20 protein-coding genes are annotated in these 21,484 nt (G+C 65.5%); 6 read left to right on the top strand and 14 right to left on the bottom strand.

The window, feature by feature from the left end:
- The first annotated feature begins 2 nt into the window (after positions 1 to 2).
- Positions 3 to 1,718, top strand: a complete 1,716-nt coding sequence (locus tag ACMDW7_RS08300; RefSeq protein WP_377301605.1) for a M14 family zinc carboxypeptidase — start codon at positions 3 to 5, stop codon at positions 1,716 to 1,718.
- 51 nt (positions 1,719 to 1,769) lie between these two features.
- Positions 1,770 to 2,258 carry an LEA type 2 family protein gene (locus ACMDW7_RS08295; protein ID WP_377301607.1) on the top strand — a complete coding sequence of 163 codons (489 nt, stop codon included), beginning with the start codon at positions 1,770 to 1,772 and terminating at the stop codon, positions 2,256 to 2,258.
- 30 nt (positions 2,259 to 2,288) lie between these two features.
- Here ACMDW7_RS08295 and ACMDW7_RS08290 read toward each other — a convergent pair whose 3' ends face one another.
- The 4 genes from ACMDW7_RS08290 to ACMDW7_RS08275 form a co-directional block, all read right to left on the bottom strand.
- Positions 2,289 to 3,362, bottom strand: a complete 1,074-nt coding sequence (locus ACMDW7_RS08290) for a hypothetical protein (protein WP_377301609.1) — start codon at positions 3,360 to 3,362, stop codon at positions 2,289 to 2,291.
- Between the two features lie 7 nt (positions 3,363 to 3,369).
- Positions 3,370 to 5,055 carry a DUF4384 domain-containing protein gene (locus ACMDW7_RS08285; RefSeq protein WP_377301611.1) on the bottom strand — a complete coding sequence of 562 codons (1,686 nt, stop codon included), beginning with the start codon at positions 5,053 to 5,055 and terminating at the stop codon, positions 3,370 to 3,372.
- 17 nt (positions 5,056 to 5,072) lie between these two features.
- The gene (locus ACMDW7_RS08280; RefSeq protein ID WP_414859640.1) at positions 5,073 to 5,471 is read right to left on the bottom strand and encodes a hypothetical protein; all 399 of its coding nucleotides are present in this window, start codon (positions 5,469 to 5,471) and stop codon (positions 5,073 to 5,075) included.
- 123 nt (positions 5,472 to 5,594) lie between these two features.
- Positions 5,595 to 6,026: a hypothetical protein gene (locus ACMDW7_RS08275; RefSeq protein WP_377301615.1), complete on the bottom strand. Its 432-nt coding sequence runs from the start codon at positions 6,024 to 6,026 to the stop codon at positions 5,595 to 5,597.
- A 504-nt stretch (positions 6,027 to 6,530) separates the two neighbouring features.
- Between ACMDW7_RS08275 and ACMDW7_RS08270 the strand changes: the two genes are divergently transcribed.
- Positions 6,531 to 7,313 carry a response regulator transcription factor gene (locus ACMDW7_RS08270; protein ID WP_377301617.1) on the top strand — a complete coding sequence of 261 codons (783 nt, stop codon included), beginning with the start codon at positions 6,531 to 6,533 and terminating at the stop codon, positions 7,311 to 7,313.
- A 9-nt stretch (positions 7,314 to 7,322) separates the two neighbouring features.
- Positions 7,323 to 9,212, top strand: a complete 1,890-nt coding sequence (locus tag ACMDW7_RS08265; RefSeq protein ID WP_414859639.1) for an ATP-binding protein — start codon at positions 7,323 to 7,325, stop codon at positions 9,210 to 9,212.
- Positions 9,213 to 9,269: 57 nt separating this feature from the next.
- Here the strand turns inward: ACMDW7_RS08265 and htpX are convergent, their stop codons facing one another.
- Positions 9,270 to 10,139 (bottom strand): protease HtpX, encoded by an 870-nt coding sequence (htpX, locus tag ACMDW7_RS08260; RefSeq protein ID WP_377301621.1) that lies wholly within the window; start codon positions 10,137 to 10,139, stop codon positions 9,270 to 9,272.
- A gap of 338 nt (positions 10,140 to 10,477) precedes the next feature.
- Here htpX and ACMDW7_RS08255 point away from each other — a divergent pair, with 338 nt between their 5' ends.
- Together ACMDW7_RS08255 and ACMDW7_RS08250 are read left to right on the top strand one after the other, a co-directional pair.
- Entirely contained in the window at positions 10,478 to 12,769 is a 2,292-nt protein-coding gene (locus tag ACMDW7_RS08255) for an AAA family ATPase (protein ID WP_377301623.1), read from the top strand.
- 190 nt (positions 12,770 to 12,959) lie between these two features.
- A complete protein-coding gene (locus ACMDW7_RS08250) occupies positions 12,960 to 14,219 on the top strand; it encodes a WD40/YVTN/BNR-like repeat-containing protein (RefSeq protein WP_377301624.1) in 1,260 nt (419 codons plus the stop codon).
- Between the two features lie 112 nt (positions 14,220 to 14,331).
- Here the strand turns inward: ACMDW7_RS08250 and ACMDW7_RS08245 are convergent, their stop codons facing one another.
- The 9 genes from ACMDW7_RS08245 to ACMDW7_RS08205 all read right to left on the bottom strand — a co-directional run bounded on the left by ACMDW7_RS08245 (position 14,332) and on the right by ACMDW7_RS08205 (position 21,417).
- Entirely contained in the window at positions 14,332 to 14,775 is a 444-nt protein-coding gene (locus ACMDW7_RS08245) for an acyl-CoA thioesterase (RefSeq protein WP_377301626.1), read from the bottom strand.
- A 178-nt stretch (positions 14,776 to 14,953) separates the two neighbouring features.
- Positions 14,954 to 15,955, bottom strand: a complete 1,002-nt coding sequence (locus ACMDW7_RS08240; protein ID WP_377301628.1) for an alpha/beta hydrolase — start codon at positions 15,953 to 15,955, stop codon at positions 14,954 to 14,956.
- A 115-nt stretch (positions 15,956 to 16,070) separates the two neighbouring features.
- Entirely contained in the window at positions 16,071 to 16,991 is a 921-nt protein-coding gene (locus ACMDW7_RS08235) for an alpha/beta fold hydrolase (protein ID WP_377301630.1), read from the bottom strand.
- Positions 16,992 to 16,994: 3 nt separating this feature from the next.
- Positions 16,995 to 17,900, bottom strand: a complete 906-nt coding sequence (locus tag ACMDW7_RS08230; protein ID WP_377301632.1) for an SDR family oxidoreductase — start codon at positions 17,898 to 17,900, stop codon at positions 16,995 to 16,997.
- A complete protein-coding gene (locus ACMDW7_RS08225; RefSeq protein ID WP_377301634.1) occupies positions 17,897 to 18,379 on the bottom strand; it encodes a GNAT family N-acetyltransferase in 483 nt (160 codons plus the stop codon). The genes ACMDW7_RS08230 and ACMDW7_RS08225 overlap by 4 nt, the downstream gene beginning before the upstream one ends.
- A 202-nt stretch (positions 18,380 to 18,581) precedes the next feature.
- Complete coding sequence (locus ACMDW7_RS08220; RefSeq protein WP_377301636.1) at positions 18,582 to 18,917, bottom strand: YciI family protein; 336 nt, start codon at positions 18,915 to 18,917, stop codon at positions 18,582 to 18,584.
- Positions 18,918 to 18,932: 15 nt separating this feature from the next.
- Positions 18,933 to 19,952, bottom strand: a complete 1,020-nt coding sequence (locus tag ACMDW7_RS08215) for an NADP-dependent oxidoreductase (RefSeq protein WP_377301638.1) — start codon at positions 19,950 to 19,952, stop codon at positions 18,933 to 18,935.
- Positions 19,953 to 19,955: 3 nt separating this feature from the next.
- Positions 19,956 to 20,411, bottom strand: a complete 456-nt coding sequence (locus ACMDW7_RS08210; protein ID WP_377301640.1) for a PaaI family thioesterase — start codon at positions 20,409 to 20,411, stop codon at positions 19,956 to 19,958.
- Between the two features lie 226 nt (positions 20,412 to 20,637).
- Positions 20,638 to 21,417 carry an SDR family oxidoreductase gene (locus ACMDW7_RS08205; RefSeq protein ID WP_377301642.1) on the bottom strand — a complete coding sequence of 260 codons (780 nt, stop codon included), beginning with the start codon at positions 21,415 to 21,417 and terminating at the stop codon, positions 20,638 to 20,640.
- Between the last annotated feature and the right edge of the window lie 67 nt (positions 21,418 to 21,484).

Below are 21,484 nucleotides of genomic sequence, written 5' to 3'. Positions count from 1 at the left end.
TCATGCCCGCCAACGCACAGCTTCCGCGCCCCGATTTCTCCGTCTTCCCCCGCTACGAACGTCTGACCGAACTGCTGCGCGGCTACTGCGCCGCCCGGCCGGAGATCTTTTCGCTCAGCTCGATCGGCAAGAGCCATGAAGGGCGTGACATCTGGTGCGTGACGGTCACAAATTCGGCCACGGGCGCGCACATCGACAAGCCTGCCTTCTGGATCGACGGCAACATCCACGCCGCCGAACTGTCCGCGGCGAACGCCTGCCTGTACTACATCAACCATCTGGCGACGCACTACGGTACCGATCCGAAGATCACGCACCTGCTGGACACCCGTACCTTCTACATCGTGCCGCGCCTGAACCCGGACGGCGCCGAGCTGGCGCTGGCCGACAAACCGCGCCACATCCGGTCCAGCACGCGCCCCTACCCCTTCGACGAGCCGACGGTCGAGGGCCTGACCATCGAGGATGTGGACGGCGACGGCCGCATGCTCTCGATGCGGATCGAAGACCCGAACGGCACCTACAAGAAGCACCCGGAGCACCCGCGCCTGTTGGTGCCGCGCCAGCCCGACGACCTGCCGCCACCGCTGGGCGGCCCGTACTACCGCCTGGTGCCCGAAGGCACGATTGCCGGCTATGACGGCATCAACTTCAGCGTCAACAAGGACAAGGAAGGCCTGGACCTGAACCGCAACTTCCCCGCCTCCTGGCGCCAGGAGTTCGAGCAGTGGGGCGCCGGCCCCTACCCCACCAGCGAGCCGGAAGTGCGCGCCATGGTGCAGTTCGTTGTCGATCACCCGAACATCGGCGCCGGCATGAGCTTCCATACCCACAGCGGCGTGATCCTGCGCCCGATGGGCACCGAATCCGACAAGGACATGATCCCCGAGGATCTGTGGGCCTTCCAGAAGTTCAGCGAGGTCGGCGCCCAGACCACGGGTTACCCAGCTATTTCGATCTACGAGGAATTCCGCTACCACCCCAAGGAAGTCATCACCGGCACCCAGGACTGGATCTACGAGCACCTGGGCAGCCTGTTCTGGGTGGTGGAGATCTGGTCGCCCAACAAGGAAGCCGGCATCGAGGGCTACAAGTGGATCGACTGGTTCCGTGACCACCCGGTGGAGGACGACATCAAGCTGCTGCAGTGGAGCGACCGTGACTGCGGTGGCAAGGCCTTCGTGGACTGGTACGCGTTCGACCACCCGCAGCTGGGCAAGGTGGAGATCGGTGGCTGGGACAAGATGAACTTCTGGCGCAACCCGCCGCCGCACCTGCGCGAGCGCGAGGCCGCCCGCTTCCCGGCCTGGCTGACCTACATCGGCCTGGCCTTGCCCAAGCTGGAGGTGTTCAAGACCGAAGCCGAGCGCCTCGGGCCGGATACCTGGCGCGTGCGCTTTGCCGTGAGCAATGCAGGTTATCTGCCGAGCTACATCTCCAAACGCGCCTTGGCGCGCAAGGTAGTGCGTGGCTGCGTGTTCGAGATCGACACACCTGCTGGCGCCACGCTTGTGCAGGGGAAAGCGCGTGAGATTGCGGCGCATCTGGAGGGCTACGCCCAGAAGATGACCCAGCACGCCTTCCTGCCCAACCGCGAGGTCACGGGCGACCGCGTCAGTGTCGAGTGGATCGTGCGCGGTACGGCTGGGCAGACCGTGAAACTGCTTGCGCGGGCAGACCGCGCTGGCGCCGTTCGCGCCGAAGTCACCCTTGCCTGACCCCTCGGCACACAACCGAAAGAGCCGAGCCACCGGCAAACAGGAGCAACAATGAAGCACGTCCGCGTTTGGCTCGCTCTGGCAATGCTCGCCCTCTTGACGGCATGCGCCTCATTGGGTGTGGATCGGCTCCGGGTCAACGTTGCGGGGATCGACACCTTGCCCAGTGAAGGCCTGGAAGCGCGATTCGCGATCAAGCTGCGCGTGCAAAATCCCAATGACATGGCGCTGGATTACGACGGCATTGCGCTCGATCTGAGCTTGAACGGCAGCGCATTCGCCAGCGGCGTGAGCGACGCCAAGGGCACGATCCCCCGCTTTGGCGAGGCCGTGCTGACAGTGCCGGTGACGGTATCGGCCCTGTCCGTCGTACGCCAGGCCTTGAATTTCACCCGCAACCCGCCCAAGGAAGGCGTGCCCTATGAACTCAAGGGCAAGCTGGGCGGCACCGGCCTGGGGAGCCTGCGCTTCGAGTCCAGCGGTACGGTGCGCATGCCGGGCGCGGCGGATCCGGCGCCCGCCAAACCACCGGCAAACTGAGCCACCGGCGCAACTTGCCTGGCGCCGGCTTCAGCGGATCACTCCAAGCGTTCGCAGCGCCGCAGGCAGCAGGTCGTAGAGCGGGCTGGGTTCTCTGCCGAGCATGCCAGGGACGACGCTTCGGACCATCCCGCCCATGTCACGCTGGATGTCGACCAACGCAAGTTGCTGCATCCAGATCGGGGCGACGCTGCCATCGGGGCGTAGCCGCGAGACGATCAAGTTCAGCATCCGGCCAGCGGGCGCGCTGCCACGTGCCGCGGCCTGCCGATATAGCGTGAGCGCCTCTGCGTAGTTGATGGGTCGCGCGATGCCGCGGTGCGCCGCCTGAGCCCGCGCAAACAGCCGCTGCGCTTCTGCGGGGGTGCCTGCTGAAGCGAGCGCGCTGCTCGCTTCCTGCTCCGCGATCCGCTGCCGCACGAGCTCAAGGTTTCGACTCGCAGCCTGGCTGCCCTGCTGCGTGGCCAGCCGAAACAGTTCCGCAGAATCCGCGTAGCGATCCTCTTCGAAGCGCTGGACGCCTTGCTCGATCTGCGCATGCAGATCTCGCGCACGCACGGCGCGGTCGAGCAACTGGGCGCGCTGTCGATCACGCGAATCGCTTGTCAGCTGCCGGCCCAAGGCAAGCCATTCCAGATAGTCCATGCGTGCGGGCATGGCACCGCGGTTTCGTGCAATGTATGTGAGCGCGCCGCCCACATCCGGGCTGCGTACACACCCCTCAAGGAGGCACCAGGCGACTGCCGCTGCAGCACGGCGCTCGCCTTGCGTCACCGCGCGTTCAAACAGGGCCTGGGCGCTGCGCGCATCCTGCGGCACGCGCAGGCCATGCAGGTACAGCAGACCGAGCCGCAGGCTGGCCTCACCGCCCTTGGCCTGCTTCGACTCGGCCCGCAACTGCTCCAGCAGCTCGTCCCGGCCGCTGTCCACGATGTAGCTCTTGGCCGAGACTTCATCTGCCGGCGCCGGGGGCGGCGCCTCAGGTGGTGCGGGCTGAACAATGACCTTGGCCAAGGTGCCGTGCTCGGCGCCGGGCGCCAGCAGGGCCGCCCAGAGGCCCAGCACTGCAAGAGCGTGCCATGCAAGGGAACGGGCGGCATGCATTCAGGACCTACCTTTTGACCTGAACGGACGTGCGCGGCACGACACGCCAGCTCACGGTACCCACTGCAACCTCGCCTGCCTGCTTGAACAAGGTCACCAGCTGATCCGGCGTCTGAATCCCCTGGATCGGCGTGAACGGCGCAACGCGCAGCGGCTCCGGCAACTTGGGCGTGAGCTCGACATCACTGGCCAGGCATACAAAAGCCTCTGCACCGGGGTCGCTCGGTTCGATGATGAAGCCCGGATTCGGGCTCATCCAGTCCGGCATGCGCACGGCTTGCCGCGCAGGCACCATCACCGAGCGATGTTGATTGTTGGGCAGGACGCGCACCACGGTGCCGGTTGCATCCTGCAGGAAGCAGTACAGAAAGCCGGCGTGTGAGAGCGTGGCCGATAGAAATACCTGCTCACCCACCTCGAACTGACTGGTACCGCGCAGCACATTCTCGATCCGGACATCCACCTGCCGGGTCAATGGTGCGGCTGCCGTCGTGACTGCAGGCTCGACGGGCTTGCCGTCTACGCCGGAAGGCTGGCCGGGCAGTTCAGGCAGCGCGGGGGCTTCAGCGTTGGCGGGCTTGGCCATGTCGGTCTGGCCCAGTCCGGGTCGGCCCCAGCCCACACGAACCAGAAGCCCCTTGTCATCAAAGCTCACGTAGTTGCGCAGCGCGCGCTCCCAGGTCTCGAAATTCATGTCTCCGCTGGGCGTGATGCCGCGATCGACCTGGAATCGTGCAAGTGCCGTCTTGAGCACCGGGCTCATGCCTGTGGCAACAGGCGGCTGCAGATAGCCTTCGGCCACAAGGGCCCGCTGAACGAGTGCCAGCGACTCCTCGGGCTTCTGCTCGTCGAACCAGTCGCGCATCTGGCGCTGGAATTCCGGGTGTGCCTGATCCAGTGACAGGCATTGCCAGTACGGCACGCGGGCCCACTTGCCAAGCACCTCGATCAGGCCCAGCTCGACCAGGGTGCGGACGGCTGCGCCCGTACCCTGGGCATAGTCACGGCCGACGTTGAACTGCACGCCATAGCGACCGATGCGCCCAGCGACGTCGAGCCCCTCGTTCCCAGTGCCGATCACGACTTCATTGGCAGAGTCGATGCCCGGGATCAGAGTGCGTGAACGGAATTCGCCCAGGTGAAGCTCCAGCCCGACGAGCGATGCGCTGCGATTGCGGCTGTAACCCGTTTCCAGCCGTGACGCTGACGTTCCGACCTCGCCGCTGCGCGACGCCACGCTCTGGTCAAAGAACGAAATGGCGCCACTGACATAGAGCGCCGGCCGCTGCAGCTGGATCTGGTTGTTGTTCAGGAGCAGCGTGGTCAGGTTCTGGACCGTGTCCTGCTTCACGAGGTCGATCTCATAGTCGACGTAGCGGAATGCACCGCTCGTGCGAGAAAGCTGCGACAACGCCGTCACGATCATTTCCTTGGCAGCGACCGGCACCTTGCCCGACGCGTCCGGAATCTGCTTGCTGGCGATGAGTGTGGGCGGAACGCGTGCGTCCCGGAACATGCGGTCCATGCAGACCAGGGACTCGGAAAAGCTGGAGACCGAGCGCACGGGCCGAACGACCGGCCGGTTTTCCGTGGGTACGCTACTGAGAAGCGGAAGGTCACGCCGGGCGTCGAGATTGGCGCAACCAGTCAGCAGCGCGAGCGTGCTGCCGAGGACGAACACGAAGCGGCGCATTGCGGCTCCTGCGGGCTTTACTTGCACACGTTGACCAGATCGCCGCGCAGCACAACAACCTGCTGTCGGGCCTGCGGGCCGTAGCGCCCCGATGACAGCCCGGTATTGGCGGGCACGGTGTTGCTGCCGACTTCCTGGACGCACACCTTCTTCAGGCCGTCAGCCGACGCGCTGCGTACGACATCGTTGTCCGTATAGATGTCGTCGAGATCGTCACGAAAGGCTCGGGCCTGGTAGCGCGCCATCTTGGCCTTCATGCGCGCGGGCAGCAGTCGGCGCGCTGCATCGCTGCTGGATGGCGCCAGTCCGGGCTGGGCACTGCCCTGAGGCACGGCAGTGTTGTTGAGAATGATGGGGTCTTCACCGGGCGCCACGGCCCATGCACAGCACGAAGCAAGCGTGGTGGCGGTCAGCACAAGAGCGCGAAGTGTGCAGCAGCCGCGAGCGGATGAGCGAAGCAACATGGCGGATCCCGAAAGTCTGAATTGAAAGAACAAAAAGGTCGGGGCATTTCAACCCCGACCTTCAGGCGCGCGTGTTTACTTGCAGCCGGCGCAGCTGGTGTTCGTGGCGATGTTCTGGACGGCCTTGCTGTGCACGCCGTACGAGGCGTTCCACACCAGCGAACCCACCGCAGCGGTGTACTGGGTCGACAGGCCATTGACGGTGACCTTGCCGACGTTGCTCGACAGGTTCTGCATGGCAGTGCTCTTCATGCCGAGCGTCTCGTTCACGATGGCCGAGCCTGCTGCGACCGTGGTTTGTGCGGAGGCACCGTTGATCTTCACGTTGCCGGCATTCGTGGAAATGTTCTGCTGTGCCAGGGTGCGGGCAACGCCGCTCGCATTGACCACTTCGCTGCCTGCGAACGCGGCGGTCTGGGCAGACACGCCATTGACCTTCACTTCCGAGGCGCCGGCGAACGCAGCGGTGGAGACGAGACCAGCCAGGATGATGACAAGCTTCTTCATGATGTTCCTCACCAAAGATTGACGTAGGTTGTTGAATCGGCCCTGCAGAGCTGCGCATCTCTTGTGGCCTGATGCCCGATGTGTTGTTGAGCACCTGGCGGCATTCTTTGCTTCAGTTGACGGCGCAACAATCGCTCGGCGCGGCTAGCCCGTGTCACTCGTTGATCACCTGCCGCACTCACCCGTTCGGGTTAGCTCGCGCCCTCGTGGAGGCGCGACTGAGCTGCAGACGCGTACGTGTCCGCGCAAGCGCCTGCTCACATGTCGGGTCAGACGAAACTCGGGCGGCGCACTCGTTTGCGCCTGCCACATGCCGCAAACGCGGTAGAAGCCTCTCCCCACTTTGTCGAGATGCCACGGCCGGTCGATTGACCGCGCGCAGACCGCTCCATATCGTCCGCGCTCCGTTGTCGGATTCGCAACCCACTGAACGCGAGCGATTGGCAAAGGACATGATGCGACGGCCGGAGAACCCCCCAAGGCCGCGAACGAGGGAGCAAACCCATGACCGAGTTCACCGCGGTGGCGCCACCCGTCGCCGAGCAGCGCCTGCGCGCCCAAACCGAGTCGCAATGCCCGCGAGGCGGCATTCGCGTACTGATGGTGGACGACGACGTACACAGTCGTCAGCGGATCGCTCGCGCACTGCACGGAGACCCGCGAGTCCATCTGGCTGGCCAGGCGGAGAGCCTCGCGCAAGCAAGGAAACTGCTGGGCAACGAGTCGTTCCAGGTGCTGCTCGTGGATCTGGAACTTGGCGACGGCTCCGGTCTCGACTTGATTGCGGAAGTCCGTGCTGCCGGCCGCGCGATCGAGATCATCGTGATTTCTGCGCTCGGCCACGACGAGGCAGTCATGCGGGCACTGTCTGCCGGTGCGGTCGGCTTCCTGTTCAAGGGCAGCGCAACCGACAACTATGCGCAGGCGATCGTGGAGGCTGTCAACGGCGGCTCGCCGATCACCCCGCTGATCGCACGCCGGCTTTTGAAGCACTTCCAGAACGCTGCGGCTTTGCCCCTGGGGCGCGCCATTGCGGCCGCCCGCCCCCTGGCCGCCGAGGTGCCCATTCCGCGCTTTGGTGCACCGCAGGCCCGCGAAGAACTCACCGAGCGCGAGCAGGGCATCATCCGCAAAGTCGCGCTGGGGTACACAAACACCGAAATTGCGACCCAGTTCGCCATCAGCGTGCATACCGTCAACACGCATGTGAAGAACGTCTATCGCAAGCTCCAGGTGCGTACGCGTGCCCAGGCGACCAAACAGCTGGCATTGCTGGGGCTTGTCTGAGCCGCGTTCGTGGCCCCCGCACCTCGGGGTATTGAAGTGAGCCGGGGCGTGGTGCGCGCTTTGATCAGTCTGGTCATCGCGGTCATCGCACTGCCGTGGGCGATCAGCGCGGCCGCTGCGCAGACCCCTGCGGAGGTCGAGGCGCCGGACGCTGCGCGGGCCGTGCTGCGCGTGTACCGGGCAGATCTGCATGCAGTTCAGCCGACGGGCGAGTTGCAGAGGATCGGGCGCGTCGCGCTCCCGCATGCCTGGGACGTGGCCAGCCCGCCCCTGCGCGGCACCTACGCATATCGCGCCTTCTTCACCGTCACGGACCCCGCAGTGCCATTGGCGATGTATCTGCCTCGCGCGGGCAACGTGCTCACGGTGCTCGTCAATGGACGATTGGCGGCGGAGGTCGGCACGTTCGGACACACCCTGCCCAACTACAACCTCACCCCGCACTGGATCACACTTCCGGCGCAGCTCACCACCGGTGCGAACCAGCTCGATGTCGTCATCACGGGTGCCCCGCTTGGCGCAGCCGGCCTTGCCGACTTCTATATCGGACCGCAGGCTGAGCTGCGGCCCCTGTACGAGCGGCGCTGGGTCTGGCAGAACGGTGCGATCACTGCCCTGTTCTCACTCATGCTGATCATGAGCCTCGTCGCGGCGCTGCTCTGGTGGCACACCAAGACCGCCGCGGATCTCTGGTTCGCCGCAGCGTCTCTGGCCTGGGCGGGCTACCTGCTGTTTGAGCTGTTTGTCGATGCACCCTTGCCGGCCATGGCCTGGTACCTGGTCCACGCGCTGAGCTTTCACCTATTCCTGTGGCTGCTGTGCGGCTTCCTCGCACGCCTCGCCGCGCTCAGAACCGTCTTGCTCGACGCATCGCGCACCGTGCACACCCTGTGCATGTCAGCTGGCGTGCTCTTGGAGGTTGTTCTCGTTGGACAGCCTGGTGTTGGGCTCGTCAAGCTGCTCAGCATCGCGCCGGCTGCGCTGACGGGTCTGGGCATGCTGCTCGCGTGGCGCCAGGAGCGCTCAACCATTCTGCTGGCGGGCGGTCTGTCGACGGTCATTCTGGTCAGCAGCGCGCTCTGGGACCTGCTGAATGTGCAACTCAGTCACGAGGGCTACGGCGCCCTCAGCCTGAGCCCGTTTGTCTACCCCGCACTGATCGTCGTGATGGCGCTGACCATGGTCGGGCGCCTTGCGAGTCTGTCGCAGCGGCTGATGGAAACCAACCGACAACTGGAGATCGAACTGCACCATCGCACCCAGGAGCTGCGTGGCGTTCTGGAAAACCTGCACTCTCGTGACAAGCATGCTGCGCTGACGCAGGAGCGCGAGCGCATTGCCCAGGAAATGCACGACGGACCCGGTTCCGAACTGGTTTCCGCGCTGGCCTTGCTCGATCGCGATCAGCCCCATCACCGCCTGATCGCCGATGCCATCGAACGCTGCCTGCTTGAGATGAAGTCCACGGTCGATCTGCTGGCACTGGAGGATGCGTCGCTGAGTGACCTCCTGGCCGCGATGCGCTACCGGCTTCAGCCCGCGCTTGAACGTCTGGGCATCGACTTGCGCTGGCACATGGCGGACACCGTGGCCGAGATTGAGCTGGAGGCCAACGTCAATCGGCATCTCGCGCGCGTGGTGCAGGAGGCATTGAGCAACGTGATCCAGCACTCGAACGCGACCTCGGCGAAGTTCAGCTGCGACATTGACTCCCGACGCCAGCAGCTGGTGATCGAGATTCTCGACAACGGCGACGGCCTGCCCGCCAGCGGCCGCAGCGGGCGGGGCTTACAGGGCATGAAGCAGCGCGCCCGGCAGATTGGTGCTGCGCTGGAGCTGGGTGCCAGCCAGCTCGGCGGTGCGTGCGTGCGACTGACCTACCCGCTCCCGGCCGCCTGAAACGGCCGTGGCCGCGGCGTCTGTACTACGCGGCGGCCACGTGGAGCACGGGTTTGATCAGCTCTGGGCGGACTGCAGCGCCTTGATGCGCTCCTCGATCGGCGGGTGACTGGAAAACAGCGACCCCATCTTGCCGCCGATACCCATGGTGGCCACGGTCTTGGGCAGTTCGCCTGGTGCCATTCCGCCCAGCCGAGCCAGCGCGTTGATCATCGGCTGCTTGCGGCCCATGAGCTGAGCGGCACCTGCATCGGCGCGAAACTCGCGCTGGCGGCTGAACCAGGCCACGATGATGGCGGCGAGCACACCCAGCAGGATGTCCATCACGATCACGGTGATCATGTAGCCGATGCCGACCCCGTCGCTCTGGTTGCGCAGGACAACCTTGTCCACGAAGTAGCCCACCACGCGGCTGATGAAGATGACAAATGTGTTCATCACGCCCTGGATCAGCGTCATGGTGACCATATCGCCATTGGCCACGTGCGCTACCTCGTGGCCGATCACGGCTTCGACTTCTTCCTTGCTCATGCTGTCGAGCAGGCCCGTGGACACCGCCACCAGCGCGCTGTTCTTGAACGCGCCGGTTGCAAACGCATTCGGGGCGCCCTCGTAGATGCCGACTTCAGGCATGCCGATGCCCGCCTTCTGGGCGAAGTTCTGCACGGTCTGAACGATCCAGGCTTCCTGCGCGGTCTGCGGCTGGTTGATGATCCGCGCGCCGGTACTCCATTTGGCAATCGGCTTGCTCATCAGCAGCGAGATGAAGGCGCCGCCGAAGCCCATCACCAGCGCAAAGCCGGCCAGCATCGTCAGGTTCAGGCCATTGGCGGTCAGGAAGCGGTTGACCCCCAGAAGGCTTGTGACGACCATCAACACACCGACGACGGCCAGGTTGGTCAGGACAAAAAGAAAGATGCGTTTCATGTCAGTGGCGCAGCGCGAGCTGCTTGAGTGGTTTGCAGAGAATGATATGGGCAGCAGCCGCAGCTTCAACCGGGCTTCGCGCCGCGTTTACCCGCATTCGTCGCACCCGCCACCCGTTTGTGCGGCGCGACAGCCTATCTCTGACAAATCGACATGCAAGCGGTTCAAACGTGGCCCCCGCTTGCCGTCGATTCTGCGGTGTGAACTTGATCGCAACGGGGAACCCCACGCATTTTCTGCTTGCATGTGCGCTGACATGCGCTAATTTCAAACGCATGCGGGTTGACCCTGTTGCTCCCGCGGATTTGCGCAGCACGGCTTTCTTTTCTGGAGGGCCAATGAAGCACACCGAGCCGATCAGCTTGCCTGAGGCGGACACCGCGCCCGCGGTGGAGCTGGCCTGTGCCCATTTCGCGCTCGACGCCGTCTGCCGCTACGGCACCCGGTTTGCGTTACGTACGCATATCAACGATGTGCTGATGGTGGCGGCCCCGCTGCTGGTCTGGCCGGAAGCCGTGCTCGCGCGCTTGCAACGTTTTTTGTCCAGCCGCTGCGCCGACTACGAGCCCTGGCGGGGTTGCGGCAAGCTCAGTCCCGGCGCCTTCATGGAGCGTCATGGCGCCTGGAGCGGAACCGTCTCCAACGACACCACCATCTATTACTACCTTGACGAGTACGTCAAGCAGCACGGCAAGGACCTCATGGCCGTGTTCGGCATCACGCGCGACCACCTTGCTGCACGGCTGGCGGGCAATCCGGTACGCCTGCTCGAAAACACGACGCTCCTGGCCCACGTGCTGGGGCTGACGCCGGCCGAACGCTGGCTGATGCACGCCGGCGCACTGACCAAGTTCAAGCGTGACGTGCGCAGCGTGCTGGTGGATTGCAAGGTCACCCATGCCCAGGAGGCCTATGCCTTCATGGCGCAATGGGGCGGTGTGCCGCCCGCTGATGTGGCCGCCGCGCTCAAGCCGGGCGCCCGCCTTGAAGCATTGGGTCTGATCGACAGCCCGATTCCTGAAGCCTCCATCACCGATCTGGGCGATCTGGTGCGCATGAGCGACCGGCTTTTGGCGCCCTTGCTGGCTGAATACCAGGAAGAAAGCGAGCTGATGGCGGTGTTCACCAAGCCCGCCGCCGCACCGAAGCTCAAGCTGGCCGACTACATGCATCTGGAAGACGACGCCCGCTACCTGCGTGCCCTGCTCGCCGCCAGCGCCAAGCGTGGCGAGGCCGGCGTGAACGTGCTGCTCTATGGACCGCCGGGCACGGGCAAGACCGAACTGGCCAAGTTGCTCGCCTCCGAGGCGGGCTGCGAACTCTATGAGGTGGAAAGCACGGACGCCGCCGGTGGCGGGCTGACGGGCCGTGACCGCTATCGCTCGATGCAGATTGCCCAGGCCTTCCTGAAGGGCCGGCGCAATACCGTGCTGCTGTTTGACGAGGTGGAAGATGTCTTTCCGTCCACCCCGCGCGAGATTCTGGGTCTGTTCGGAGCGAGCGCCGAAACGCAGAGCATGGCCGTGAACGGCAAGGCCTGGGTCAATCAGACCCTGGAATCCAATCAGGTGCCGACCATCTGGATTTCCAACAACATCCGCCAGATCGACCCTGCCTATCTGCGCCGCTTCCAGTACCACCTGGAGCTGAAGAACCCGCCGGCCAATGTGCGCGAGAACATCGTGCGCAAGCACCTGCAGGGCCTGGACATTTCCGAGGCCTTCGTCGCCAAGCTTGCTGGCCGCCCCACCCTCACCCCGGCCCAGATTGAATCGGCCGCGCGCTTCGTTCGCCTCACCTGCGACGTGCTGGATGAGTCGGTCGAGACCCTGATCGAGCGGCAGATCAAGCTGTCCGACGCCGCCATGGGCGTCAAGCAGGCCGCCAGCGGCCGCCCGGTAGTGACCCACTACGACCTGAGCCTGCTGAACATCGAGAGCCAGTTTCCGGTCGAGCGCATCATCCAGAGCCTGCAGGCCAAGAAGGCCGGCACGCTGTGCTTCTACGGGCTGCCCGGCAGCGGCAAGACAGCCCTGGCCGAGCACATTGCGCAGTCCATCGATCGCCCCCTGATGCTCAAGCGCGCCAGTGATCTGGTGAGCAAGTTCGTCGGCGAGACCGAGCAGAACATGGCCCGCATGTTCGAGGAAGCGCAAAGCGAAGGCGCGGTGCTCCTACTCGACGAGGCCGACAGCTTCCTGCAGAACCGCCAGATGGCGCAGCGCAACTATGAGATCTCCGAGGTCAACGAGATGCTCGCCGGCATGGAGCGCTTTGCCGGCGTATTCATCTGCACCACCAATCTCATGGAGCGCATTGACGAAGCCGCCCTGCGCCGTTTCTCGTTCAAGATCAGGTTCCTGCCGCTCACACCGGAACAGCGCGAGCGCATGTTCATCACCGAGGCGCTGGGCGGTGATCCCACGCGCCTGACGGAGGACCAGCGGCAGCGGCTGCGCTTGCTGCGTCTGCTCGCACCGGGCGACTTTGCCACGGTCAAGCGCCAGTGGCTGCTGTTTGATGAACCGATAGTGGCCGAACAGTTTCTGGCCCAGCTTGAACGTGAACACGGTGTGAAGCCCGACGTTCGCTACGAGCGCCCCATGGGCTTCACCGGCGCTCTGAAGTAAGCCCGAAGGCGCCATTCCCTGCTGTCTGCCCGGCGCACTGCTGCCGCGGCACGATCAGCCCCCACCCCGCCCGCAGGCACTGCTCGCCCGGCTGCTCCGGGCCCGCTTGTGAACGTCGTTAAACTGGGCGTTTCCCGACATTTCCGGCGGCCCGCTGTTGGTTTCCGCGGCCGCGTTGCAGGAGTAGCTAGTGTTCTTGTCCGTGAAGCGCGTGCTTGTGGGTCTGGCGGCCGGTCTGGTCATGATGGTTGCCGGTTGCGGTGGTGCGGATTCGCCGACGACGGCGCCGCAGGGCGTGACGGCGGTAGCCGGTGACAGCACGGTCACCGTGAGCTGGACCACGGAAACCGGCCTGAACTACTGGATCGTCATGGCCCAGGCCAGCGCGATCACCTTTGACAACTACGCCCAGTTCCCGGACGCCCGCATCATCCAGGTACCCAGCGGCCTGAGCAGCATCAGCATCGGCGGGCTGACCAATGGCAAGCCCTACGCCTTTGTCCTGCTGTCCACGCGCAGCGGCAGCCCGGCCGGCCCCGGCGCACCCTCGGTCAGCGCCACCCCGCGCCTGGCCGGCATCAACTGGACGACGGCCACGCCCATCGGCACGGCCGATCTGAACGGCCTGAGCGGCGTGATCAGCGCCTTCGGATCGCGGTATGTGGTCGCCGGCAATGGCGGCTTCCTGAGCACCAGCACGGACGCCACGACCTGGACCACCATCACCACCAACACCACGACCAACCTCACAGCCGTGAGCGCCTCGGGCATTCCGGCCGCGGTGGGTGACGCCGGCACGGTCGTCAGCAGCAGCGACTACACCACCTGGGCGGTCAACCAGGTGGGCGGCAGCAACCCGAATCTGCGCGGCATCGACGCCAACTTCGGCGGTACCGCCAACTTCACAGCCGTGGGCGACGGCGGTGCGATCTTCACCGCACCCACCAGCAACCGCGCTACCTGGACCCAGCGCACCAGCGGCACCACGCAGAACCTCAACGCCGTGCGGTACTCGCTGCTGCAGAACATCTTCATCGCCGTGGGCGATGGCGGCACCATCCTGACCAGCACCGACGCCATCACCTGGACTGCGCGCACCAGCAACACCACGGCCAACCTGCGCGGCATCGTGGTGCTGCCGCAGATCTTCCCGGTGCCCACGGGCACGGCCCGCATCGTGGCTGTGGGTGACGGCGGCACGATCGTGACCTCCGAGGACGGCATCACCTGGACGGCCCGCACCTCCACGGTGACAGCCAACCTGCGCGCCGGCGGCTACGCCTCGCAGTTTGTGGTGGTCGGCGCCAACGGCACCATCCTCAACAGCCTGGATGGCGTGACATGGAACACCGTCAACAGCGGCTCCACCGCCGAGCTGCGCGCCGTGCTGGCCGGCTTCGGCATCTATCTGGCCGTCGGCACGGGCGGGACCTACCTCACCTCGCGCTGAGCAGATCGTTGCCAGATCAGCCCCGGCAAGCCGGGGCCATGACGAGCAAAGCCCCGGCGTGCCGGGGCTTTGTCTTTTCCGCTTATCTTTTCCCTCAGGCCGCGCCTTCGTCTCAGTCGAGCCCTTCGATCGGCTGCCGCTCGATGCTTGCGAGCCGGGCCCGCCAATCTGCCGGCACCGGCTGCGGTGTGCTGGTGGCGCTGTCGGCATACACGTAAACCAGCTCGCCGGTGATCAGCAGCTCGGCCTCGCGAAAGATGGCCAGCACGAAGCGGATGGAGCTGTTGCCGATGCGCTGGCAGCGCACGCCGATCTCGATGAGGTCATCGAAGTGCGCCGGTGCGTGGTACTCGATGCCGGCCTTGCGGGCGTAGAGCTCGCGCCCCGCCGCGTGCTGCGCCAGCGGCCCCGGCAGACCGGTGCCGCGCCAGTATTCGGTGAAGGCCACGTCGAAATAGGTCAGGTAGTGGCCGTTGAACACCACCTTCTGCAGATCCACTTCGGCCCAGCGCACGCGCAGGGTGTGGAGGAAGGCAAAGTCGCTGCGTTTGATCATGGTTGCGTGCTCCGTGCGTTCGGTTCAGGCAGGGGTCTCGCTGTTCTGGCAAGCATCTTCAGGCCGCTTGGTCTGAAAAGGCGCATGAATGCTGGGTTCATCTTCACAGACCCAGCATTCATGCGGATCTTGAAGGCAAATTGGCCGGAAACGCTTGATGGACAAGCGAGAAGGCTCTTCACATGCTGCCGATCAGGGCCGGGGCGTCGGCCAAGCCAAAGGCCTCGCGCAGCGCGGCGGCAGCCTGTTCATGCGCCACGCGCGCCCGGTCCACCCAGCCCCCCATGTTGAAGAAACCATGCACCATGTCCGGAAAGTCCACCCAGTACGCGGACACGCCCTGCGCCTGCAGCTTCTCGGCATACCGGCGGCCTTCGTCGCACAGCGGGTCGAAGCCGGCGGTGAGCACCCAGGCCGGCGCCACGCCGGCCAGCGGCGGCGCGTTGGGTGCGTCCAGCGGGGCGAAGCGCCAGTCATTGCGGTCTGTGGGGCTGCGCAGGTAGTGGCCGAAGAACCAGTCGATGTCCTCGCGGTCCAGCAAGTAACCGTGAGTCAGACGCTTGTGGCTTGGCGTGTTCTGGTGGCCCGCCGTGCCGGGGTAGATGAGCAGCTGCAAAGCCAGCGGCAGGTTGTGATCCCGCGCATGGATCGCCGTGACAGCAGCGAGTGTGCCGCCGGCGCTGTCTCCACCCACGGCGATCCGGCCCGTATCCAGCGCGTGGCCGGCGCCATGCACCTCCAGCCAGCGCAGCGCCGCCCAGGCGTCGTGCACCGCAGACGGGAACTTGTGCTCCGGCGCCAGGCGGTAATCCACGCTGAGCACCGCGCAGGGCACGTTGGCGGCAAGCCAGCGACAAATGCGGTCGTGCGTGTTGATCGAACCGATGGTGAAGCCGCCGCCATGAAAGAACAGCAGCACCGGCTGTGGCAGCCAGGGGTTGGGCTCGGCGCCGTAATACAGCCGCGCCGCCACGCTGGCACCGCCGCCAAAGCTTGCCAAAGGCAGGTGAAGCTCATCAATCCGCGGCAGCGCCACGGGCTTGATGTCGACGATCGGGGCCTGCTTTTCGTAGAGCTTGCGCGCCTCGGCCGGCGGCAGGTCGCGGTAGTGCGGCGTGCGGCGCTTGGCGGCTTGGGCGCGCAGCGCGGCAACCTGTGCGTCCAGCGCAGATGTGCTCATGCTGCCTCACCAACCGAAAAGCCAAAGAGACTTTCCGCTTGTCCCACGGACTTCTTCAGCCCTTTTGGCCTGAAAACCCGCACCCAGAGCCGATCTTGCATGCGCTTTCCGGGCGTCATGCCTGCTTGGTGAGCCACGCGTCGATGGCTGCGTTGATGCGTTCCGGCTGCTCGTGCACCACCCAGTGGCCGCCATCCGGAATGCGCTCGATGGTCAGCGGGCTCACCAGCGCGTCCAGACCGTCGAGCAGCGTGGCGGGCAGCGCCAGGTCCCGCTCACCCCAGATCACCAGCGTGGGCCGCTTGACGAGCCAGTCCTGCGGCTGAAGGTTCAGCGCCGCCGGGCCGGGATCGGCGGGCGTGGGCGGATGCAGGGGGCTGGCGCGGTAGTAGTTCACCCCGCCCGTCAGCGAATGGCTGCCGTTCTCCCCGGGTACGGACCACATGGCCTGGTAGCGCTCGCGCAGCGGCTCGAACCACGGCGCCGGGGGCTGGCCCATGCCGTTGAAGAAGCCTTCCAGCGCCGCAAAGCCATGCTTGGCCAGACCGAGCTCGCTGCCCGGCGTGCGCAGCCAGTTCATGTAGGCGCTGGCGGCCTGCTGAGCTGGGTCGGTGGCCAGGGCGCGCATGAAGGCATAAGGGTGCGGCGAGTTGATGATGATGAGCTGCCTGACCCACTGCGGCTGCTGGATGGCGAGGTTCCAGGCCAGCGCCCCGCCCCAGTCATGCGCCACGACGACGGCACTGTCGTAACCCAGATGCCTGATCAGCCCGGTCAGGTCGCCGATCAGCGTCTTGGGCCGGTAGGCGGCCACCTCGGGCGGCTTGCTGGACCGATTGAAGCCGCGCAGGTCCGGCGCCACCGCAAACCAGCGCTGGCCGAAGTGCGCCAGTTGCGCCTCCCATTCGAACCAGGCTTCGGGAAAGCCATGCACAAAGACCATGAGCGGCGCACCCGGGGTGCCGGCCGTGGCGTAGTGCAGTTTGGTGCCGAGCTGCACCTCGGCAAACTGGCCGTCCTGGATCGGGGCGGCCATGGCTCAGGCCTCGGCGCGCAGTTGCATGCGCAGCTTTTCGCCCAGGTCCGGGCGGTCCTTGAAGGGGTCGGTGGGGTTCCGGCCCTGCGCGACGTCTTCGAGGCGCGTCTGCACCATGCCCAAGGCCTGAGGGTGGCTGTAGATGTAGAACTGCCGGGCCTCGATCGCGGCAAAGGTCTTGGCGGCCACTTCCGCGGCGGACACCTTGCCTGAGGTCACGGCCTTTTCGCTCATGGCCTGCGCAATCATCTGGCTCTTGGTCGGGCGCGCGCCCTTGAGCTCGGCCGGGCGATTGCGATGGCTCTGGTGGATGCCGGTGGGCACGAAGTACGGGCAGAGCACGCTGGCGCCGACCTGATCCGTCACCAGCGCCAGATCCTGATACAAGGTTTCGGACAGGCTCACCACCGCATGCTTGGTGACGTTGTAGACGCCCATGTTCGGCGCATTGAGCAGCCCGGCCATGCTGGCGGTGTTGATGATGTGGCCCTCGTAGGCCGGGTCCTGCTGCGCGGCAGCGATCATGTGCGGCACGAACAGGCGCACGCCATGGGCCACGCCCCAGAGGTTGACGTTGATCACCCACTCCCAGTCGGTCTGGGTGTGCTCCCAGATCAGGCCGCCAAAGGCTACGCCGGCGTTGTTGAAGACCAGATGCGGCACGCCAAAGCGCGCCATGGCCGCGGTGGCAAAGGCCTCCATGGCGGCGGCGCTGCCCACATCCACCTTCTGCGCCAGCACCTGCGCGCCCTGCCCCTGCAGCTCGGCCACGGCGGCGGCCAGCGCGTCGTCCTGCACATCGGCCAGCACCAGGTTCATGCTGCGGCGAGCGGCTTCCCGCGCAAACTCAAGACCGAAACCCGAACCCGCGCCGGTGATCACGGCCGTGCGGCCGGCAAACTGCTTCATGCTGCCTCCAGAATCATTTCTATGTGGGGGATGTCGTCTTCGATGTAGGGCTCGGAGATCGTGCGAAAGCCCAGGTCCATGTAGAAGCGCTCAAGCCGAGCCTGCGCGCCGATGCGGTTCTTCTGCCCCGGCCAGGTGGCGTGGTGTCGGGCAATGCCCTCGGCCACCAGCACGCGGCCCATGCCCGTGCCGCGCACCGCGGGCGAGCTGATGACGCGGCCGATCGAGGGTTCCGGGTACTTCACGCCCGGATCGACCAGACGCAGATAGGCCAGAAGCTTGCCTTGGTCATCCTTCGCACGCCCAAGCAGGTGCCAGCACTGCTGATCGACGTAGTCCGGGTCCTGGAAGACACACTGCTGCTCGACCACGAAGACCTCGCTGCGCAGGGCCAGCAAGTCGTACACATCGAAGGGACTGAGATCGGCAAATCGGGCCCAGGTCCAGGCCAGAGCGGGTGTGGAGGCAGAAGTGCTCATGCAGTCGATTGTGGGTGGAATGACCCGCCAGACGGCCGCGCGACTTGGCGCAGAGCCAATCCGCGACAAGGCAGTCCCATGAACGGTGATGGATGGCCGGGTGGTCGCAGCAGGCTAGGTCTGCTGCCGCGGCCCTCTGAGCGCGGGTATGGCCGGGATCCCGAGTGAGCGACGCCAGTCGAAACGCCCGGGCGCGCCCAGCTCAGAACCGGTCCGGATCGCGCGGGCGTGCGCTGGGCGCAGCCACCAGCGAGGTAACGGTCTGGTACCAGGGCTTCACGTAGGCGATCAGCACGCCGTTCTTCACGGCCGGGTCCTTGGAGGCGAACTCCATGGCGTCCTCCTCCGTGACCCCTTCGGCACAGATCATCAAACCGCCGGAGTGATCCATGAAGTGGCCGCCATCGAGCAGCAGCCCTTTGTTGAGCCACTTGGCCCAGTGGGCGAGGTGCTCGACATGGAAGCGCTGGCTGCGCAGGGGTTGACCAGCTTGCCATTGGGGTCCGGCGCGGAGAATGACGACGTGCTTGAGTGACATGCCCTCGATATGGGTTCAGATCAGCTTGACCAGCTGCTTGCCGAAGTTGGCGCCCTTGAGCAGGCCCATGAAGGCCTCCGGCGCGCTGGCCAGACCCTGGGAGACGGTCTCGCGATACTTCAGCTTACCCGTCGCCACCAGGGTGCCCAGCTCCTTGAGCGCCTCGGGCCACTTCTCCATGTGTTCGCTCACGATAAAGCCCTGCATCTTCAGGCGACTCACCAGAATGAGTGCCGGGTTGGCCATGGGCAGGGGCTCGCCGTTGTAGCCGGCGATCATGCCGCACACCGCGATCCGACCGAAGGCGTTCATGCGCAGCAGCACGGTGTCCATGATCCAGCCGCCCACGTTCTCGAAATAGCAGTCGATGCCGTTGGGCGCGGCTTCCTTGAGCGCCTTGTTCAGGGCCTTGCCGTCGCTGTGGGTCTTGTAGTCGATGCAGGCATCAAAGCCGAGCTCCTCAACCACATAGCGGCACTTGTCCGGGCCGCCGGCAATGCCCACGGCACGGCAGCCGCGCGCTTTGGCGAGCTGCCCCACGGCACCGCCCACCGCGCCGGAGGCAGCAGACACCACCACGGTTTCACCCGCCTTGGGCTCGCAGATCTGCGTCAGGCCGTACCAGCCGGTCACGCCGGGCATGCCCACGGCACCGAGGTAGGCACTGAGCGGTATGTGGGTGGTATCCACCTTCTGCAGCACGCCGCGCTGGCTGGCATCGACGACGGCATATTCTGCCCAGCCGCCCATGCCCACAACCTTGTCGCCTGCCTTGAAGTGGCTGTTGCGGCTCTCCACCACCTCGCCCACCGTGCCGCCGATCATGGTTTCATCCAGCGGCTGCGGCTGGGCATAGCTGCGGCTGTCATTCATGCGGCCGCGCATGTACGGGTCCAGGCTCAGGTAGTGGTGGCGCACCAGCACCTGGCCATCGGCCAGGTCCGGGGCCGTGACGCTTTCCAGCCGGAAGTTGTCCGGCGTGACCGGGCCCGTGGGGCGGGATGCGAGGACGATGCGGTTGAATGTGGTGGCCATGATTCAGTCTCCTTTGAGAATGGTGGTGGGTGCCATGCCCAATTTGGCAGCGGCTTCCCACGACTTGAGGAACTTGAAGGTGCCGCTGGCCTTGGCGCAGACCTGCCCTTCGCTGTCGATCAGTTCGCCTTCACAGAAGGCCATGCTCGTGCTTGTGTGAAAACAGGTGCCGCGTGCCGTGAGCCGCGGCCCCTTGGCTCCGCGCACAAAGGTGGTCTTCATCTCCACCGTGACATTGCCGCCCTGCTGCGAGGCCTGCACCGAGCGCCCCGCCATCGCCATGGCCACATCCAGCATGGTCATCACGACGCCGCCATGCACCACGCCCCAGCTGTTGGTGTGGCGGCGATCCACGTCCAAGTAGCACTCGGCACGGCCGCCCTCGACCGGGCCGTAGTCGAGACCGAGGTCGTCATGGAAGGGGATTTCGATGCCGCGGGCGGCGAGGGATTTGCTCATTGATCGCTCCGACCCGGATGCGACTCGACGATGGATCGCCGGTGCCTCCAGCCAAATGAGGCGGCAAGTGCAATCCATAGCAACGCAGGCACCGCGCTCCAGGCAGGCCATGGAATGCCACCGGCTTCACCAAGCCCAAGCAGGTTCAACAGAATGATCAGCGAGAGAAACACCCCAAGAATCAGAACTAGGGCGAGGATCTGACCCAAAAGAAGTCGAAAATGCGTCATACCGCACTCACCCCGCCATCCACCGCCAGCACCTGCCCGGTGATGTGCCGGCCGGCGTTGCTGGCAAACAGGAGCGCAGCGCCCTTCAGATCCTCCGGCCCGCCGATGCGCTGCAAGGGCGCACCCATCGCAAGCCGGTCTTCGCCCATGGCGGCGAGCACGCCCTTGGTCATCTTGCTCGGGAAGAAGCCGGGGGCCAGCGCATTGACCGTGATGCCGTGGCGGCCCCACTCGCCCGCCAGGGTACGAGTGAAGTTGATGACCGCGCCCTTGCTGGTGTTGTAGGCAATGGTCTGCATGGTGCCCGGCGGGTTGCCGGCCAGGCCGGCGATGCTGGCCACGTTAATGATGCGGCCGTACCTGCGCGGGATCATGCTGCGCTTGCCGATGGCCTGCGTGAGCAGGAACAGGCCGCGGATGTTCAGATCCATGACCTTGTCCCAGGCCTCGAGCGGGTAGTCCTCGGCCGGGGCGCCCCAGGTGGCACCAGCGTTGTTCACCAGGATGTCCACGTGGCCGAGCACGGCGATGCTCTCGTGCGCCAAGCTGTCGATCGAGCCTTCGTCGCTGCCGTCGGCCACCACGTAGCCGGCACGGATGCCCTGGGCTGCGAGGTGCGCCACCGCCTCGCGCAGCTCGTCTTCCTTGCGGGCCGACAGCATGAGCTGCGCGCCCATTTCACCCAGCGCCTCGGCAATCTGCAGGCCCAGCCCGCGCGAACCGCCGGTGATGAGCGCGGTGCGCCCGGACAGGTCAAGCAGCTGCTTGATGCTCATGGTGTCCTCGATCTGAAAACGTAGAAGTCCATTCGGCGCGGCTCTTCAGGCCAAAATGGCTGGAAAG

Origin of the sequence: Piscinibacterium candidicorallinum (genome assembly GCF_047549485.1) — a bacterium.
GTDB classification, from domain to species: domain Bacteria; phylum Pseudomonadota; class Gammaproteobacteria; order Burkholderiales; family Burkholderiaceae_C; genus Piscinibacterium; species Piscinibacterium candidicorallinum.
Note: the sequence above shows the minus strand (reverse complement) of the source record. Positions and strands in the feature narration are given on the sequence as shown.